We start from the raw sequence: 16,600 nt of genomic DNA on the forward strand, positions 1-16,600 counted from the left end.
GCCGTCAGCCCGTGTGGCCCGCCCCGTGGCCCTCGTGGCCGCCGTGACCGGCGCCGTGGTCGAACTTCAGGGCCTCCGGGGGCATGACGACGAAGGGCCGCATCATGCCCATGTCCTCGTGTTCGAGGAGGTGGCAGTGGTACATGAACCGGCCGTACGCCCCGTCGAACTTGCCCATGACGCGCAGGATCTGGTTCCCCGGCACCCGGAAGACGTCCTTGTGGCCCAGCTCGTTGGGCGCCAGCGGGATCGTGGTGCCGGCGTCGTGGCGGATCGGGCTGCGGGTGCCGCCGATCGCCGGGTCGAAGCCGGAGACATCGTAGGCGTCCCGGCCGAGCAGCTGGAAGTCCGCCAGGTGGATGTGCATGGGGTGGACGATCGGCGCGAGGTTGAGGAAGCTCCACTGCTCGTGGCTGCCCTCGGCGATGGTGAAGCCCAGGCCGTCGTTGAACGTCCGGGCGGTGCGCCGGTAGGTCTTGGTCCTCCCGTCCGCTCCGGTGACCTGGATGACGCCCTCGGTGGGGACCTGGATGTCGCCCGGGTTCTGGACCTCCGTCATCTCCCAGATCTCCGGGTGACCCCCGCCGCCCTTGGTGGCGGGCGGGGTGAGGACGATCAGCCGGTGGCCGTGCTCGATGTCGTGCGTGAGCCGGCGGAAGGAGCCGGAGAGCACCTCGGGCAGTTCGAAGGTGTCCGTCTCGCAGCTCTCGCGGACCCGGAACTCCATGACCGCCGGATAGCGCACGTCACCTGCCGGGTCGGAGACGCCCGGCGGCTGGTTGCGGCCCTTGTTGACCAGGCGGAGCCGCCCTCCCGCGAGGCCGCGGAAGTCGACGAGCAGATCGAAGCGCTCGGCCGGCGCCGCGGTCAGGGTGGGCAGCGCGCCGTCGAAGTCGACCGGGACGGGACGCGGCAGCAGCCCGCCGTCGCTGCCGATCTGGTGGACGATGCCCGGGACCGGGTTGTCGTCCTCGTCGACCAGGACGAGGTCGTAGATCCGCGCGTTGGACGCGTTGACCAGCCGGAAGCGGTACCAGGCGTCGTCCACGTCGGCGTACGGCCAGATGCGGCCGTTGACCGTGTTGTACGGGCCGCTGAACGGGATGGAGACCGGCTTGCCCGTCTCCGGGTTCTGCTGCTGGACGATCAGCGTCTTGTGCAGCAGCCGTCCGTTGAGCCGGCCGTCCTCGTCGGTGTCGAGGTTGCGGTCGGCGAGCAGCAGCGGGATCTCCCGCTCCCCGCACGGCAGATGGAGGGCGTCCTCCTCGTCGTCACGGACGAGGTAGGTGCCGTACAGGCCCGTCATCACGTTCCACCGGGTGATGTTCATGGCGTGGTCGTGGTACCACCACTGGACCGCCTGGTGGTCGTTCGGGTACTCGGAGAGCTGGGCGTCTCCGAAGCCGACCGCGTTGTCCGCCCAGCCGTCGTTGCCGCCGCCCGTCTGCGCGCCGTGCAGATGGGTGACCGACCAGGCGGGCAGCGCGGCGACGTCCTTGTTCGGCTCGACGCCCTCGCGGCCGGGCTCGGTGGTGGACTGCGGGCGGCCGTCGGCGCGCAGCGGCACCTCCACCGAGGTGACCGGGTACTCGCTGTCCTTGGGAATGCGGTTGGTCCAGGCGATGCGGACGCGCTGTCCGCGCCGCACCTCGATGGTCGGGCCCGGCACCTGGCCGTCGTATCCCCACATCAGGGTCGGCGGCAGCTGCGGGTGCAGGCGCACCCAGGCCGGGCGTAAGGCGATCTCGGTCTCGTGCAGGACGTCGTCGGAGGCCGGGCGCAGGACGGGCGGGACGGGCAGTGGGGCCATGTACGGCGTGAGTTCGCCGGTGCCGAGCTGCTCCTCCTCCGGCTTCCTGTCGCTGTCCGTGAGCCTCTCGATGATGTCGGTCAAGGTCGAACACCCCCGTGTTCTCGTTGTCTGTTCCCCTCACCCCAGAAGACTCCCGCCGCACCGTCGAAGTTCCCTGAATATCCCGTTCCGGACGGAAAGTTTCGGAAACGGCATCCGGAGGCGGGAAGTCCGTTGTCAGTGAGGGCTGTTACGTTCTGTGACATGACCGATCGCGCGCTGCGGCTGCTCCGGCAGAACCCTCATCTGGCCGAACTGGCCGCCTTCCCCTTCGACTTCGACCTGGCCCGCGCGGACCACGGCCATGTCGAGGAGGTCCGCCTCGCCTCGGGCGGGCCGCTGGAAGTGATCGCCGGGGACGACACGGGCGGCACGTACTTCGTGTGCGCGGACGGGTCGGTGCTCTACGCCGACTCGGAGGGCGGTGCCGGGGTGCTGGGCGCCGGTGTCGACGAGGCCCTCGACATCATGACCGGCCTGCCGGGCTGGCGCGACTGCCTGGGTCTGTCGCCCGAGGACGGCGAGGAGAAGATCCTGGCGTGCGTCGCGGAGACCGAGGAGGAGATGCGCGAGTACCACGGCATCGACGAGGAGCGGGCCGAGCTGCGTGCGGCGCTGGGGTTCCCCGAGCGCTCGGCCGTCGAGCTGGTCGGCATGCTGCATGCCGCGCTGTCGCGCACCGAGCCGGACTTCGTACTGCTCAACGCCGAGGAGGGCTGCGCCTACGAGCTGATCGGCCCGCCCCCGCCCGCGCCGTGGGTTGCGGTCCTCGCGGCCGGCCGCACGGATCTCGCGCTGCTGCGGGCGGGCGACCGTACGGCCTGGGAGGACGTGGCCGGGGATCCGGTGCGGCGGCGACTCGCCCTGCGGGCGGCGCAGTTCGACCGCGCGGACGGCGACTCGGAGCTGCTGAGGCATCTGCTGCGGCACGAGACGCGGTCCTCGATGACCGACGAACTGCGGCTGGCCGCCGTGCTGCTGGGGCTGCGCGGGGACACCGGGGACCTGCCGCTGCTGCACGAGGTGCGGGAGACGGACTTCGACACCGCGTGCGGGCTCGGCGGGATGCCGGAACCCGACGCCGGGGCAGATGAGTTGCGGCAGTGGGCGCAGGACCTCGACGACACGATGTTCGGCACGGACCCCGCGGACGAGCCGGTGTCCACCTGGACCGACCTGGCCCGCGACCAGGGCATGACCGAGCTCGCCCGGGTCGCCCTGATCCGCGACCTCGACGAGATCGTCATGGACCAGAGCAGACTGCGCCGCCCGGACGCGCCGCGCGGACTGGCCACGGCCCCGCTGCGTGCGCTGGCCCGGGACTTCGAGGAACTCGGCGACCTGACCCAGGCGTTGCGCGCCCAGCGGCTGTACGCCGCGTTGCAGGAGACGGCCTGGGACCGGGTGTCCGCCCGCCTGGACCTGACCCGCCTGGAGCGTGTCGCAGGTCAACTGCCGCAGTCCGTACGGACGTCGGCGACCCTGCGGGAGAACCTGACGGCGCCCGGGGACGACTCCCTGCGGCACTGGCAGGGCGTGAACCTCGGCCGCTTCATCGCCGAGGAGCACTACCGACTCGCCGGCGCCCTGGCCGACGCGGACCTGGTGGAGGAGGCCGCCGCGCTGCTCGCGGCGGCCGACGCGATACTCGGCGAGCTCTCGGAGAACGCCGCGAAGGGCGTCCGGGAGCTCGCCGAGGAGACCGCGGCGCGGGTGCGGGAGGTCAGCTGAGGACGGGCACGGCGGGCCCGCGGTCCGGCACGAAACCGTGGGCGCGCCGGGCCAGGTACTCGGCCTTGTAGCGGTCGACCTTCTGGTGCCAGTTCAGGATGCCCGCGAGCCAGTTCTGGAGGTCGGTCACGTAGTTCCGCATGACTTCCCTGCCCTCTTCGGACAGCCCGAAGTCCTCGTACACGATGGGCAGTTCGTGCGCCGCCACGTGCTCGAACTGCTGCATGCGCTGGGTCATCAGGTCGTGGACGACGTGCAGCGCGGTCGGGTAGTCGATGCCGAAGAAGTTCTGCACGACGAGGATCGCGTTGTGGATCTCGCCCTCGTACTCGATCTCCTTCTGGTACGAGAAGACGTCGTTGAGGAGGCACGCGTAGTCGACGGCGGCGTTCTCCAGTGAGCGGACGGGGCCGCTGCGGTACACCTCCGGCGGTACGGCGGGGCCGTGGCCCATCCGGCACAGGCTGAGGGTGAGGTCGGAGCCGAAGGTGGCGCGCCGCATCTCCAGGTAGTCGACCGGGTCGGGGATGCGGTTCTGGAGCTGGTTGGACAGCTCCCACACCCAGCTCTCGGTCATGACGTCCACCGAGGCCTTCATGGCGCGCCGCTCGTCGGGGGTCATCTCCGCGGTCGTGCGCGTCCACAGGTCGATCAGGCCGCGCTCCATGCCGTTGACGGGGACGAGCGCCGGCTCACCGTCGACGGGCATGCAGTCCGACAGGCGCCGGGTGGTGAGCCGGGCGGCGGCCAGGTCACGGCGGTGCCCGAAGACGAGGGGGTAGTAGTCGTCGCCGTAGGTGCCCCAGGCGAGCCACTGGGCGCTGAGGTCGAGGGCCTCGGGGGTGCCGTCGGGGTCGAGGCCCGCCGAGCAAAGCGCGAGGTCGTAGGCGGCGAGCTTGTCCTCGTCCCAGACGCCCTCCTGGAGCATGCCCATGCGGTGCATCCACTCGGTCAGACGGCCGCGGGTCGCGGCGAGGTGCGGGCTGACCTCGACCGCGAAGGGCATGTGGAAGTCGGGGAGCCGCGACGGGCCGACCTTCTGGAACGGCACGTGCGTGTACGCGCGCAGGCGTTCGGCGCCGGCCGAGGCGAGCAGCGCGCCGATGTCGGCGGCGGAGGTGCCGGGACCGGTCAGGCCGTGCCAGGACGCGGTCGGGCGGGCGCGCGCGTTCATGTACCTGCTGGAGCGCATGTGCCACTCGTGGCCGCCGGACTGCCAGTCCTGGAGCCCCTGGGTGTACGCGGCGACCGCGGCGACCTCCACGGGCGTGAGCCCGTTCTCCAGCGCGACGGCGGGGACCTCGGTGAGGGCAGTGTGCTCGAACTGGTGCAGCCGGGAGGTGAGGACGTCGTTGACGATGTCGGCGGCCTGCTGGGTGGTGCAGCCGAAGAAGGTCTCCAGCACCAGCACGCCGTTGCTGAGTTCGCCCTCGTCCTCGACCTCGCGCTGGTAGGAGAACAGGTCGTTGCGCAGATGGACGGCGTCGGAGAACGTCTCCATCAGCACCCTGAGCGGCCTGGACTCGGCGACGGACGCCGGGACCTCGGCGGTCGCGTACTCCACGAGGCCCGAGGACCAGGGGGCGCCGCCGACCTTGCGGCGCATCTCGATGTACTCGACGGGGTTGGCGACCCGCCCTTCGTTGATGTTGGACAGCTCCCACAGGGACTCGTTGAGGAGGTGCTCGGTCGCGACGGAGAAGCGGCGGCGCCAGTCCGCGGACATCTTGGGCACCGTGCGTGTCCACAGGTCGGCGAGCCCGGCCTCGACGGGGTTCTGCGGCTCCGGCATCGGGGTCGACGGGTCCATCGGCATGAACAGGGGCAGCCGGTCGAGATAGGCCTTGCCGCCGACTCGGTCCTGGGTGCGCTTGAAGGTCTCCAGGAAGTGGTCGTCGAAGAAGAAGACCCACACGTACCAGTCGGTGATGAGGGAGAGCGCGGGCCCGTCGCACTCGGGGTGGGTGTAGGCGCAGAGCAGGCCGTAGTCGTGCGCGTCCAGGTCGGCCCGCTCCCAGATCCCGGACCCCTCCAGCATGCCCATCTCGCGCGCCCACTCGGTCGAGTGGGCGCGCGCCTCGTCGACATGCGGGTTCAGCCGCGCGGGATACGGCATGTAGAAGTGCGGGAGTTCGAAGGGCTGGTGCGTCATGGCCGGGGCCCTACCCCTGGCCTCCGAGGGGCATCCACGGCGCGGGACATGATCACACCATCGCGTGAATGAGGGGCGAATCCGGGGGCTAGCTGTTGCGCACCGCCCGCCCCACCTCCGACCTCAGCGCGACGAACTCCGTCAGACCCCGGGTCGTGATCTGGTCCCGGGGGCCGGGGAGTTCGACGGGCAGGTCCAGGACGACCTTGGCGCCGGGGCCCGGTGAGAGGACGACGACCCGGTCGCCCAGGTACACGCTCTCGTCGATGTCGTGGGTGACGAAGAGAATCGTCGCGCCGTCCGTGCGGTGGACCTCCAGCAGGAGGTCCTCCAGGTCCTCGCGGGTCTGGGCGTCCAAGGAGCCGAAGGGCTCGTCCATGAGCAGCAGGGAGGGGCGGCAGACCAGGGCGCGGGCGATGGCCACGCGTTGCTGCATGCCGCCCGAGAGCTGCCACGGGTGCCGGCGGGCGGCGTCCGTCAGACCGACCCGCGCCAGGATGCGGTCGGCCTCGGCCCGGCGTTCGGCTCGCGGCAGGTCCCGGCGGCGCAGCGGGAGGGCCACGTTCTCGCGGACGGTGAGCCAGGGATAGAGGGAGCGGGCGTAGTCCTGGAAGACCACGGCCAGGTCGTCGGGGACGCCCCGCACGGGCGTGCCGTTCAGGGTGATCGTGCCCTCGTACCCGGGCAGCAGGCCACCGATGGTGCGCAGGAGGGTGGATTTGCCGCAGCCGGACGGGCCGACGACACAGAGGAGTTGGCCGTCCGGCACGGTGAGGGAGATGTCGTGCAGGACCTGGTGGTCGCCGTAGTGCCGGCCGACCGCGTCTAGGCGGAGCATGGCTGTCCCTGGGCGGAGGTGGTAGGGGGCGTACGGGTCATCCGGTCGTCGTCCTCCCCCGGCCGACGAGGCGCTTCTCGACCGCCAGCAGGCCGGTGTTGAGGAGATGACCGAGGGCACCGAGCAGGACCAGCGCCGCCCAGACGGTGAGCAGGTCTGAGCGGGACTGGGCGTCGGTGAGCGTGAAGCCGATGCCGTTGGCGGTGCCGGGGAGCAGTTCCGAGAAGACCATGAGGATGAGGGAGAGGGAGAGGCTCAGGCGCAGTCCGGCGAAGATGCGGGGCAGCGCGGAGGGCAGGATCAGGAAGCGGAGCCGTTCGAGTGGGGTGAGGCGCAGGACGGCGGCGACCTCGATGCGCAGCGGGTCGGTGTGGCGGGCCCCTTCGGCCGTGTTGATCAGCACCGGCCAGACGGCGCTGAGGACGATCGAGGCGATCTGCATGGGCGTACCGAAGTCGAGGATCACGACGAAGACGGGGACGAGGGCGGGCGGCGGGACGGCTCGGGCGAATTGCAGAACGGGGTCGCACAGGGCGTACACGCGCCGCGAGCGGCCGATCGCGATGCCGAGAGCGATCCCGGCGACGGCGGCGACGCAGAACCCGGCGGCCATCCGCCCGAGGCTGGGCAGGATGTTCCCGACGGCCTCCTCGGTGAGGAACACGTGCCGGACGGGCCCGGAGAACCAGAGATCGACGGCGTGCCGGGCGATCTCCACGGGCGGCGGGAAGTACACGCTGCCATGCGCCCGGGCCGCCAACTGCCAGACGGTGACGGCCGCCGCGAGCACGGACCAGCGGAGCAGGGCGTGCCGCGCGGCGACGGAGCCCGCGGTGTGACCCGCGCGCCCCGGACCCCGCGGCGGCACCTTCGCCCGCGCCGTCACCCGACCTCCCGCCATCCCGCCGTCACCCGACCTCCCGCCGTCACCCGACCTCCCGCCGGCCCGGCGTCCACGGAAACAGCCTTCGCTCCCCCCACACCAGCGCCCCGTTGATGACCAGCCCGAGCGCCCCCGCCCACACCACGCCCGCCAGCACGTCCCGGGTGCCGTCGGTGGCCAGGCCCGCCTGGGCGATGAAGATGCCGAGGCCCTCGCCGAAGCCGGAGAGGATCTCCGTGGCGACGGCCAGGATGAGGGCGATCGCGGCCGAGATGCGGATGCCGGCGGCGATGAAGGGTGCCGTGCCCGGCAGTTCGACGCGGAGCAGGACGGCGAGGCGGCCGAAGCCGAAGGCGCGCAGCGTGTCCTTGGCGAGGGGGTCGGTCTCGCCGAGGCCGTAGACGGTGTTGAAGAGGATCGGCCAGATCGACGCGTACGTCACCAGCGCGACCTTGGTCTCGGTGCCCGAGCCGAGCAGCAGGGAGACCAGGGGGATCAGCGCGACGGACGGCAGCGGCCGTAGGAACTCGACGATCGCGCGTGCGGCGGCGTCGACGACCGGCACGCTTCCGAGGACCAGGCCGACCGGGACGGCGATGGCGACGGCCAGCGCGAGCCCGAGCGCCCAGGCCCGGAGCGTGGCGGCGATGCCGTCGAGGAAGACGGAGTCGCCCGCCAGCTCCACGGCCCGCGCGAGGACCTCCGAGGCGGGTGGGAGATGGCTGCGCCGCACCAGTCCGGCGCGGGAGACGGCCTCGCAGGCTCCGACGGCGAGCAGCACCCCCAGAGCGCCGAGGACGACCTGTTCCTGACGGGCCCTCACGTCACTTGACCAGCAGCGTCGCCGGATCGATCGGCTTCTTCAGCATCCCCTGCTTCTCCATCAGGTCGGTGAGCCGGGTGAGCTGCGTGGCGTCCATGACGGGCGGGAAGACGGGCAGGTCGATCGACTCGGCCTGCTCCTTGGTCACCTTGGTGTAGGTCGGCAGGGTGTCCCGCACGACGGAGGGGTCCTTCTCGGCGATCTCCACGGCCGCCCTGATGGCCCGCTGGAACGCGGCCAGGGTCTTGCCGTGTCCGTCGGTGTAGTCCCCGGTGCTGATGTAGCCGCTGAGCGGGATGGCCTCCACCGGTGCCGAGGCGCCGTCGACGAGGACCCTGGCCTTCAGCTCGTCCTGGATGGCGCTGTCGTAGGGCTCGACCGCGTGCACGGCGTCGACCTGCCCCTTGTCGAGGGCGGCGCCCATCTGCGGGAAGGGGATCGCCCGGTAGTCGGGCCTGCCCACGCCCTGTTTCTCAAGGATCTCGTCGAAGGTGAGCGACTGGACGTTGTTCAGGACGTTGACCGCGAGCTTCTTGCCCGCGAGGTCGGCGACGGTCTTGATGTCCGAGTCCTCCGGCACCAGGACATCCATCATGCGCGGCGCCGCCCTGATCGCCTCGGCGACGATCCGGATGTCGAGGGTGCCCTTCTCGTGGGCCTGGAGATAGGTCACGTAGTTCGCACTGGCGACCATGTCGATCTGCCCCTTGGCCAGGGCCGGCAACGCCTGGAGGCTCTGCTGGATCTGCTGGATCCGGACGTCCAGGCCCTCCTTCTCGAACAGGCCGCGGTCCCGGGCGATGTAGAGGGCGGCACAGTCGACGAGGGGCAGGGCCGCCACCGTGACGGTCTCCCGCCCGCCGGTCCCGGACGAGGAGTCCCCGTCGTCGCCGCAGGCCGTGGCGGCCATCAGCATGAGGCCGGCCGCGGCTGCCGCCGCAGTCCTCGTTCCCGAGCGCAATTGACGTAACGGCATGGCGTCATGACTAGCAAGAATTTGTCATGATCACCACATGCGGCACGGTGATGTACACAGTCCGCACACCGACCCGGACGAGTCCGTCTGTCGGTCTTCACCGGTATGCGTCACCTTGGTCACATGACCTCCGTCCCCGACGTCTTCGACCCCCGGCAGTACGCCGCCGGCGTCCCCTACGACGCCTACCGCGTCCTGCGCGACCACCACCCCGTGGCCCGGCAGGACGAGCACGAGGTGCTGGGCTGGCCGGCCGGGCCCGGCTTCTGGGCGGTGACCCGGCATGCGGACGTCGTACGGGTGCTCAAGGACTCGGCGACGTACTCCTCACACATCGGCGCGACCCAGATCCGTGATCCCGATCCGGACGATCTGCCGTTCATCCGGCGCATGATGCTCAATCAGGACCCGCCGGGGCACGGCCGGTTGAGACGGCTCGTGAGCCGGGCGTTCACTCCGCGCCGCATCGACCGGTTCGAGCGGGTCGCTCACGAGCGGGCCCGCACGCTCCTGGCCCACGCCCTGGAAGCGGCCCGTGCGACGGACGGCACCGTGGACCTGGTCGGCACCGTGACCGACGACTACGCCCTGCTCAACCTCGCCGACCTGCTCGGCGTCCCGGAGGCCGACCGCAAGCTGCTCCTGCACTGGACACAGCGGGTCATCGGCTACCAGGACCCCGACGAAGCGGGCCCGCAGGTGCTCGACGGGCGGGGCAGGCCGGTCAATCCGCGCTCGCCCGCGATGCTGCGCGACATGTTCGGCTACGCCCGCCAACTCGCGGCACACAAGCGCCGCTTCCCCGACGACGACGTCATGACGACCCTCGCGCTCCCCCAGTTCTCGACTTCGCTCGAACCGGGAGGTGCCCCCATCGCCGAACTCGCCGAGCCCGAGCTGGAGATGTTCTTCTTCCTACTCACGGTCGCCGGCAACGACACCGTCCGCAGCGCGGCTCCGGGCGGGCTGCTGGCCCTGGCCGAGCACCCGGAGTCGTACGAACGACTGAGGACCGGCGAGGCCGAACTACCGGCTGCCGTGGACGAGTTGCTGCGCTGGCACCCTCCGGTGCTCACGTTCCGCCGTACCGCAGCAGTGGACACCGAGCTCGCCGGCCGGCATATCCGCGCGGGCGACAAGGTCGTCGTCTTCCACGCCTCCGCCAACCGTGACGAACGGGTCTTCACCGATCCCGACCGACTGGACCTGTCCCGCGCGCCCAACCCCCATGTGTCCTTCGGCGACGGCCCGCACGTCTGCCTGGGCGCCCACTTCGCCCGGCTCCAGCTGCGCGTGCTCTACCGGGAGGCCATGCGCGCTCTGCCCGTGCTGCGGCCGGCGGGACCCCCCGAGCGGTTGGTGTCGAACTTCATCAACGGCATCAAGTCACTGCCGATGCAGGTCACTTGATCCGGGAAGCCATCCGAGCCGGGAGGTCGTCGTCACGCGCGCACCTGGATCAGCGCATGCGTGCCGCCGGTCCGCCACTTCTGGCCCTCCGCCGCCACCAGCGCGGCCTCCGTGCGGGCGGACAGACCGGTGATGACGTCGGACTTCAGGGTGCGCAGGGCCGCGACCGGTCCGGGGAAATACGCGGTGACGTCGGCGAAGGCTGTGGTCGGCGGCCAGAGCCGGTCGCCGACGAGACGGCGGTAGTTGAGGTCACCCTTGAGGACGGTGAGGGTGGCGGCGCCCAGCTCCTCGCGCAGGTCGCCCGGCATCTCCGCGTACGGCAGGGGGCCGCCGGAGAAGGGGTGGGCGCGCACGATGAGACGGCCGTCCGTCAGCGCCGCCCAGAGCGCGCGGCCGTACGCCGCCGCCGCACCCGGCGCCGACGTCAGCCGGCGCAGCGCGTCGAGCACATCGGCGTGCGTGGCGTCGGAGACGTAGTAGGGGTACGGCTTGATGTGCAGGACGGCCCGGGCGATTCGGCCCTGGGTGAGGAGGTGGGCGATGAGGAGCAGGTCGGGGACGAGTTCGCGGCCGGCGTTGTCGGCGATCAGGGCCAGGGTGGCGGCGCCGGAGGGCGGGAGCAGGGACCAGAGGGTGTCGCTGTCGTCGGCCACCAGGGGCGGGGTGTCCGAGGAGGTCTCGTCGGACGCGGCCGACAGCCGGAAGCCGAGGTCGGCGCGGTTTCCCCACAGCGACCCGTGCAGCAGTGCCCGGTCCTGTTCCGCGGCGGGCCGGTCGGCGAGGGCGTCGAGGGCGGAGAGTTCCTCGTCCGTCTCCGGGGCGTCGAGTTCGGCCAGCTTGGAGGGCCGGAAGGGGTCGATGCCCTGCCAGGGTCCGGGTGCGAAGTAGCCGACGGCTTCGAGGAGTTGGCGGTAGAAGTAGCTCTCCGACCACAGCCACGGCACCTCGAACCAGGACCGGCCCGTGTACGCGTCCGCACCCCAGGCCGTCCAGCGGTCCCGGTCGTGCGCGTCCGCAGGGAGCGGCTCGATCACGCCCTCGGTGCAGCCGGCGAGGAGCGCGTCCAGCGCACGGTGCCGCTCGGGGTCGTACGGGAAGGACTCCCGTACCTGTCGGATGATCGCCGGGTGGCGTTCGGCGAGCACGCTGTGCGGGAACGAGCCGGGTTCGTTCCCGAGGAGCACGGGCGGGGTGTCGGACCTCTCGGGCATGCGCTCACCGTATCGCCCGCGTCATACGGCTTTGATCTCCCGCTCCAGCTGTGTCGCGAGGGCGAGATAGCGGGCCCGGCGGGGCACCGGGACCAGGCCGCGGATCATGATGTGCCACATCTCGGCCACCCTGCGGGGCTGGCGTGCGACCGGTTCGAGGGAGCGGCCGACGACCCGGGTGCCGACGAAGAAGCAGACCAGGGCGTGCGCCGCGGCCTCCGCGTCGACGTCCGGGTGGACGTCGGACTCCTTCGCCGCGCCGACGAGTCTGCGGGTCGTGATGTCCAGCAGCTCGGCGAACGGGTGCCGCAGGGGCGGCCGTATCACCACTCCCCCGGTCGCCAGGCGCAGCCCGGCGCGCGTGATCGGTCCCTCGACGGCGAGACGCGTGATGCCGAACGTCGTGCGCATCAGGGCCTCCAGTGAGGTGTGGCCCCGGGCGTCCATCTCGCTCGCCACCTGTCTGGACGCCCTGGACTGAAGCTCCATGATCGCCTGCGCCAGGTCCTCCTTGGCCGCGAAGTGGAAGTACAGCGCGCCCTTGGTGACTTGGGCGTGCTCGACGATGTCGCTCAGGCTGGTCGACTCATAGCCATTGCGGTCGAACAGCTCGGCTGCGGCTGTGAGGATCGTGGTGCGGGTCTGTTCGGCGCGTAACTGCCTCGCCATCGGCTGGCTCTCCTGGGACGGGAAAAGAACGGGTCATGCCGTTTGTTTCTTACTCCCTGTACAAGATAACTCACCCGCCCACGGTGCCCACCTCGCACTCGAAGACTGTCGCCTCCCCCTGCTGGCCCACTACTTGCATATCGCCGCCGTGCGCCCCTGTCTTGTCGAATGCCTCTATCCATGCGGGCTGGTCGAGTTCGGTGTAACGGTGGAAGAAGGCATGGAAGGAGACCGGTGTGCGGCGATCGCCGGTTGTCCGCGCTCGTACCGCCTGGCGGGTGGCCTCCAGCAGCAGCATGCCGGGGACATGGTCGAGCGGATGATCGAAGAAAACAGCATGTGCGGTATCGACTCGCAGCCGCCATCGGTCGGAGTGGTCGGACGGGGCGAGGACGACGTCCGCGGGCAGGGGGCGGTCCACGTCGGCGGGCGGCAGACCGGCCGGTGCCGGCAGCGGGGACACGGTGGCCGCGGTGCGGCCGCCGCGCAGCCGGCGGTAGGCGGCCGCGCTGGTCCAGTTGGCGGCCATCTCGGCGGTCGCGACGGGTTCGCCGTCAAGCCATATCTCTGCCTCGTAGCGGAATCCGGCCGGGCGGGCGCCGCGGTGATCGACGTCGGTGACGGTGATGTGCAGGACCGGTTCGGCGGGTGTGCTGCCGAGCGTCAACCGCTCGGTGAGCGCGCTGATCCGCACCTCGTTGAGCACGAACTGATGGCCCAGCGGGACGTCGTAGGCGGTGTGCGCGAGGAGCGTCCCGGCCTGGCGGGCGGTCTCGGCGACGAGGAGGGGCTCGTAGACCGAGCGGTCCGGCGACACGTGTAACTGATGGGCTCGGGGCCACTCGGCGAAGACCGTGAATTGGCCGGGTTCCCCGCTGGTCATACCGGTGAGAAACGTTTCCGCCAGCGAGGCACGGTGCACCAACTGGCGGAGTACGGTGGCGGTCAGGCCTTCCGGCGCCTCAGGGGTTGCGGCGAGCGGGGTCGCGGCGAGCCGGCGCGGATCAGACATGTGCCCTCCTTGGGTCCCCCCGTATGTGCCATGGCAGACGGCGAGGTGCCCGTGCCGCGAGCGTTAGAGTACGAGCCGACCGGTTTGTTTTCAATGCGGCCTGGGGTCGCCCGGCCCTGCCCGAACCGCTCCGGCGCACGCCGGGCGCACCGACCGAATCGGGCGCTGCCGGACATACGGAGGGGCTGATATGGCGAGGCAGGAGCGCGCCATCAAGACGCGGAAGGTGATCCTGGAGGCCGCCGGGGCGGTCTTCGACGAGCACGGTTACACCGCGACGACCATCGCGATGGTCCTGGAGCGGGCCGAAGTGACCAAGGGCGCCCTCTATTTCCACTTCCCCTCGAAGGAATCCCTCGCCCAGGCCGTGCTGGACGAGCAGATCCCGCGCGGCGCGGTGCCGCCGCAGCCGTGCAAGCTCCAGGAACTGGTCGACATCACCTTCGTGTTCGGGCAGCGCCTACTCAACAACTCCCTGCTCAAGGGGAGTGTGCGGCTCGCCGTGGACCAGTGCGCACCGCCCGGCGTGGACCACTCGGGCCCGTACCGGCAGTGGGCGGACCATCTCGTCCTAGTACTCGAACAGGCCGCCGCACAAGGCGAGTTGCTGCCCACCGTGGAGCCGAGGCAGACGGTGGAACTGCTGGTCGGGGCCTTCGCGGGCATCCAGTTGATGTCCCGGGCACTGACCGACCGGGCGGATCTGGCGGAGCGGATCTCGGTGCTGTGGGGTCACATCCTGCCGAGCGTCGCGGTGCCGGGGCTGCTGACCGGCATCGACCGGAGCCCCGACCGCGGGGTGCGGGTGCTGGCCGGCATCGAGGAGACCGACGCCGACGAGGCGGAGCTGGATCTGTCCCGTCGCTGAGCGTGCACGGGACCGACCGGAGTGTCGGTTTCCGCCGTGCCGGTCGGCCCCTCATGACATGTGGCGGGCCGGCCGATGCCCCATCCGCATCGGCCGGCCCGCCCGTTCGTGGTGCGCGCCCGCTCCGGGCCCGCGTTCAGCTGCCGCTCAGAAGGTCAGCTTCCAGCTGTTGACCCGGCCGGTGTCCTGGGCCGCGGTGTCCTGGACGCGCAGCTTCCAGGTGCCGTTGGCGGTCTCGGTGGAGGCGTTGACCGTGTAGGTGGCGATGACGTTGTCCGCGGAGTCCGAGGAGCTGGCGGACTTCAGTCGGTACGTCGAACCGTCCGGGGCCACCAGGTCGACGACCAGGTCACCGCGGTAGGTGTGGGTGATGTCCACACCGACCTGGAGCGCCGAGGGGGCGTTGCCGCTGCGGCCGCTCACGGTGATCGGGGACTCGATCGCGGAGCCGTTGTCCGGGATGGAGACCGCGGAGGTGCTGGTGAAGGTGGTGCCCCCCGTGGAGCCGCCGGACCCGCTCACCGCCTGCACCGTCTTCGCCGCGTCCGCGAGGCCCGCACCGCAGCCGCCCGAGCAGGTACCGGGAAGAGCACGCGAGTTGGTCTTGATCGCGGACTCGATCTGGGCCGGGGTCAGCGCCGGGTTGGCCGACTTCATCAGCGCGGCCAGGCCCGCGACGTGCGGGGCGGCCATGCTGGTGCCCTGGTAGTAGTCGTAGTTCTCGGCGGACGGGCTCTGCGCGCCGGAGTTCAGCGTGGACAGGATGCCGTTGGCCGCGACGGAGTTGGTCTCGCCGCCGGGCGCGGCGATGTCGACGACCGTGCCGTAGTTGGAGTAGTAGGAGCGGTTCCCCTGGCGGTCGGCGGCCGCCACGCTGATGACGTTGGCGCAGCTCGCCGGCGAGTAACCGGAGGCGTTGGCGTTGCTGTTGCCCGCCGCGACGACGACCGTGGTGCCGCGGTTCACGGCGGCGTTGATGGCGCTCTGGGTCGCGGTGGAGCAGGCGCCGCCACCGCCCAGGCTCATGTTGATGACCTTGGCGACGTTGGCGTTCGCCGGGACACCGGAGACCGTCCCGCCGGACGCCCAGGTGATGGCGTCGATGATGTCGGAGTCGTAGCCGCCGCACTTGCCGAGCACGCGCAGCGGGGAGACCTTCGCGCCGTACGCGATACCGGCGACGCCCTTGCCGTTGTCGGTGACGGCGGCGATGGTGCCGGCGACGTGGGTGCCGTGCCAGGAGGAGCCGTAGGCCGGGTCGCCGGAGGCGCACTCGTTCGCGGCGGTCCAGTCGCCCGGGTCGGCCGGGTTGCTGTCGCGGCCGTTGCCGTCGTTGCCGACCGTGGCGTCGGAGATGAAGTCGTAGCCCGCGACGATGTTGGCGCCGAGGTCGGAGTGGGTGACGTAGCCGGTGTCGATCACGGCGACGGTGACCCCGCTGCCGGTGGCGACGTCCCAGGCACCCGGCACGTTCATGCCCGCGGTGGTCTCGAACAGGTCCCACTGCTTGGAGTACTCGGTGTCGTTGGGGGTGGCCAGCGGCTTGTTCAGCCGGTCCGGCACGACGTAGGCGACCTGCGGGTCGGCCCGGTACTCGGCGACGACGTCGGCGACGTCCGTCCTGCTGAGGTTCTCGCCCAGGTCGACGAGGGCGGCGCCGGAGCCGAGGCGGCGCTCGAAGTCGAGGTCCTCGCCGGCTTCCTCGCCCTTGGCGGCGGCGTCGGCCTCGGCGGCCTTGTTCGACTTGGCCTCGGCGGCGCCGGACTTGTAGCCGACGATGAGGCGCTCGGCCGGAGTACCGGGAGCGGCCTCGGCCTGGGCCGCGGGGACGGCGGCCTCCTGGGTGGGGGAATCCTGGGCCACGGCGACCGAGGTGGTGGCGGCCGTGAAGAGCGCGGCGGAGACCGCGGCGACGGATATCAGCTTCCGTCTGAGGGAGGTGGAGGTACGCAAGGGGAGTGCCTTTCGTGGCCGGCCGTACTCCGGGCAGCGCGGAGCGGCGGACTTTTCGCTTCGTCCTCGAAGCGGCGGGGGGCGTTTCGAAAGTGCGAAAGTGCGGGAGCGTGGTGGCCGGCCTGGCGCGAGCTGCGACCCGTTCGGGGTTACCTGTGGGTCGGCTGTGGTCGAACGATAGGCAAAGGAAAGGTCATCGGGATACAGGGGAAACCCTCG

13 protein-coding genes are annotated in these 16,600 nt (G+C 71.0%); 3 read left to right on the top strand and 10 right to left on the bottom strand.

Annotated features, from left to right (window positions below; all coding sequences use genetic code 11):
* Positions 1–4: 4 nt before the first annotated feature.
* Positions 5–1,894, bottom strand: coding sequence for an O-aminophenol oxidase PhsA (gene phsA, locus CP983_RS09800; RefSeq protein ID WP_150499322.1), 1,890 nt, complete (start codon positions 1,892–1,894; stop codon positions 5–7).
* Positions 1,895–2,056: 162 nt separating this feature from the next.
* Here phsA and CP983_RS09805 point away from each other — a divergent pair, with 162 nt between their 5' ends.
* Positions 2,057–3,583: a hypothetical protein gene (locus tag CP983_RS09805; RefSeq protein ID WP_150499323.1), complete on the top strand. Its 1,527-nt coding sequence runs from the start codon at positions 2,057–2,059 to the stop codon at positions 3,581–3,583.
* Here CP983_RS09805 and cyc2 read toward each other — a convergent pair.
* The 5 genes from cyc2 to CP983_RS09830 all read right to left on the bottom strand — a co-directional run bounded on the left by cyc2 (position 3,576) and on the right by CP983_RS09830 (position 9,189).
* Positions 3,576–5,735 (bottom strand): germacradienol/geosmin synthase Cyc2, encoded by a 2,160-nt coding sequence (cyc2, locus tag CP983_RS09810; RefSeq protein ID WP_150499324.1) that lies wholly within the window; start codon positions 5,733–5,735, stop codon positions 3,576–3,578. The genes CP983_RS09805 and cyc2 overlap by 8 nt on opposite strands.
* An 88-nt stretch (positions 5,736–5,823) precedes the next feature.
* A complete protein-coding gene (locus tag CP983_RS09815) occupies positions 5,824–6,573 on the bottom strand; it encodes an ABC transporter ATP-binding protein (RefSeq protein WP_150499325.1) in 750 nt (249 codons plus the stop codon).
* Between the two features lie 37 nt (positions 6,574–6,610).
* Complete coding sequence (locus CP983_RS09820; protein ID WP_229914676.1) at positions 6,611–7,459, bottom strand: ABC transporter permease; 849 nt, start codon at positions 7,457–7,459, stop codon at positions 6,611–6,613.
* 40 nt (positions 7,460–7,499) lie between these two features.
* Positions 7,500–8,279 carry an ABC transporter permease gene (locus tag CP983_RS09825; RefSeq protein WP_150499327.1) on the bottom strand — a complete coding sequence of 260 codons (780 nt, stop codon included), beginning with the start codon at positions 8,277–8,279 and terminating at the stop codon, positions 7,500–7,502.
* A 1-nt stretch (position 8,280) separates the two neighbouring features.
* Positions 8,281–9,189: an ABC transporter substrate-binding protein gene (locus tag CP983_RS09830; protein ID WP_229914677.1), complete on the bottom strand. Its 909-nt coding sequence runs from the start codon at positions 9,187–9,189 to the stop codon at positions 8,281–8,283.
* 189 nt (positions 9,190–9,378) lie between these two features.
* Between CP983_RS09830 and CP983_RS09835 the strand changes: the two genes are divergently transcribed.
* Positions 9,379–10,665, top strand: coding sequence for a cytochrome P450 (locus CP983_RS09835; RefSeq protein WP_150499328.1), 1,287 nt, complete (start codon positions 9,379–9,381; stop codon positions 10,663–10,665).
* 32 nt (positions 10,666–10,697) lie between these two features.
* Here CP983_RS09835 and CP983_RS09840 read toward each other — a convergent pair whose 3' ends face one another.
* From CP983_RS09840 to CP983_RS09850, 3 genes are all read right to left on the bottom strand, one after another.
* Positions 10,698–11,879: a damage-control phosphatase ARMT1 family protein gene (locus CP983_RS09840; protein WP_150499329.1), complete on the bottom strand. Its 1,182-nt coding sequence runs from the start codon at positions 11,877–11,879 to the stop codon at positions 10,698–10,700.
* 21 nt (positions 11,880–11,900) lie between these two features.
* Positions 11,901–12,548 (bottom strand): ScbR family autoregulator-binding transcription factor, encoded by a 648-nt coding sequence (locus CP983_RS09845; RefSeq protein WP_030949148.1) that lies wholly within the window; start codon positions 12,546–12,548, stop codon positions 11,901–11,903.
* A gap of 70 nt (positions 12,549–12,618) precedes the next feature.
* The gene (locus CP983_RS09850) at positions 12,619–13,560 is read right to left on the bottom strand and encodes a ScbA/BarX family gamma-butyrolactone biosynthesis protein (RefSeq protein WP_150499330.1); all 942 of its coding nucleotides are present in this window, start codon (positions 13,558–13,560) and stop codon (positions 12,619–12,621) included.
* A 190-nt stretch (positions 13,561–13,750) separates the two neighbouring features.
* On the opposite strand from CP983_RS09850, the gene CP983_RS09855 reads away from it, so the two are divergent.
* A complete protein-coding gene (locus CP983_RS09855; RefSeq protein WP_150499331.1) occupies positions 13,751–14,428 on the top strand; it encodes a ScbR family autoregulator-binding transcription factor in 678 nt (225 codons plus the stop codon).
* Between the two features lie 147 nt (positions 14,429–14,575).
* On the opposite strand, the gene CP983_RS09860 is transcribed toward CP983_RS09855, so the two are convergent.
* Positions 14,576–16,381 (bottom strand): S8 family peptidase, encoded by a 1,806-nt coding sequence (locus CP983_RS09860; RefSeq protein ID WP_150499332.1) that lies wholly within the window; start codon positions 16,379–16,381, stop codon positions 14,576–14,578.
* Positions 16,382–16,600 lie beyond the last annotated feature (219 nt).

The organism is Streptomyces chartreusis (assembly GCF_008704715.1).
GTDB lineage: Bacteria > Actinomycetota > Actinomycetes > Streptomycetales > Streptomycetaceae > Streptomyces > Streptomyces chartreusis.

Bases quoted from the DNA above. Each gene is read 5' to 3' on its own strand.
- CP983_RS09805 (WP_150499323.1), top strand. From the start codon at position 2,057: ATGACCGATCGCGCGCTGCGGCTGCTCCGGCAGAACCCTCATCTGGCC.
- cyc2 (WP_150499324.1), bottom strand. From the start codon at position 5,735: ATGACGCACCAGCCCTTCGAACTCCCGCACTTCTACATGCCGTATCCC.
- CP983_RS09815 (WP_150499325.1), bottom strand. From the start codon at position 6,573: ATGCTCCGCCTAGACGCGGTCGGCCGGCACTACGGCGACCACCAGGTC.
- CP983_RS09830 (WP_229914677.1), bottom strand. From the start codon at position 9,189: ATGGCCGCCACGGCCTGCGGCGACGACGGGGACTCCTCGTCCGGGACC.
- CP983_RS09835 (WP_150499328.1), top strand. From the start codon at position 9,379: ATGACCTCCGTCCCCGACGTCTTCGACCCCCGGCAGTACGCCGCCGGC.
- CP983_RS09840 (WP_150499329.1), bottom strand. From the start codon at position 11,879: ATGCCCGAGAGGTCCGACACCCCGCCCGTGCTCCTCGGGAACGAACCC.
- CP983_RS09845 (WP_030949148.1), bottom strand. From the start codon at position 12,548: ATGGCGAGGCAGTTACGCGCCGAACAGACCCGCACCACGATCCTCACA.
- CP983_RS09850 (WP_150499330.1), bottom strand. From the start codon at position 13,560: ATGTCTGATCCGCGCCGGCTCGCCGCGACCCCGCTCGCCGCAACCCCT.
- CP983_RS09855 (WP_150499331.1), top strand. From the start codon at position 13,751: ATGGCGAGGCAGGAGCGCGCCATCAAGACGCGGAAGGTGATCCTGGAG.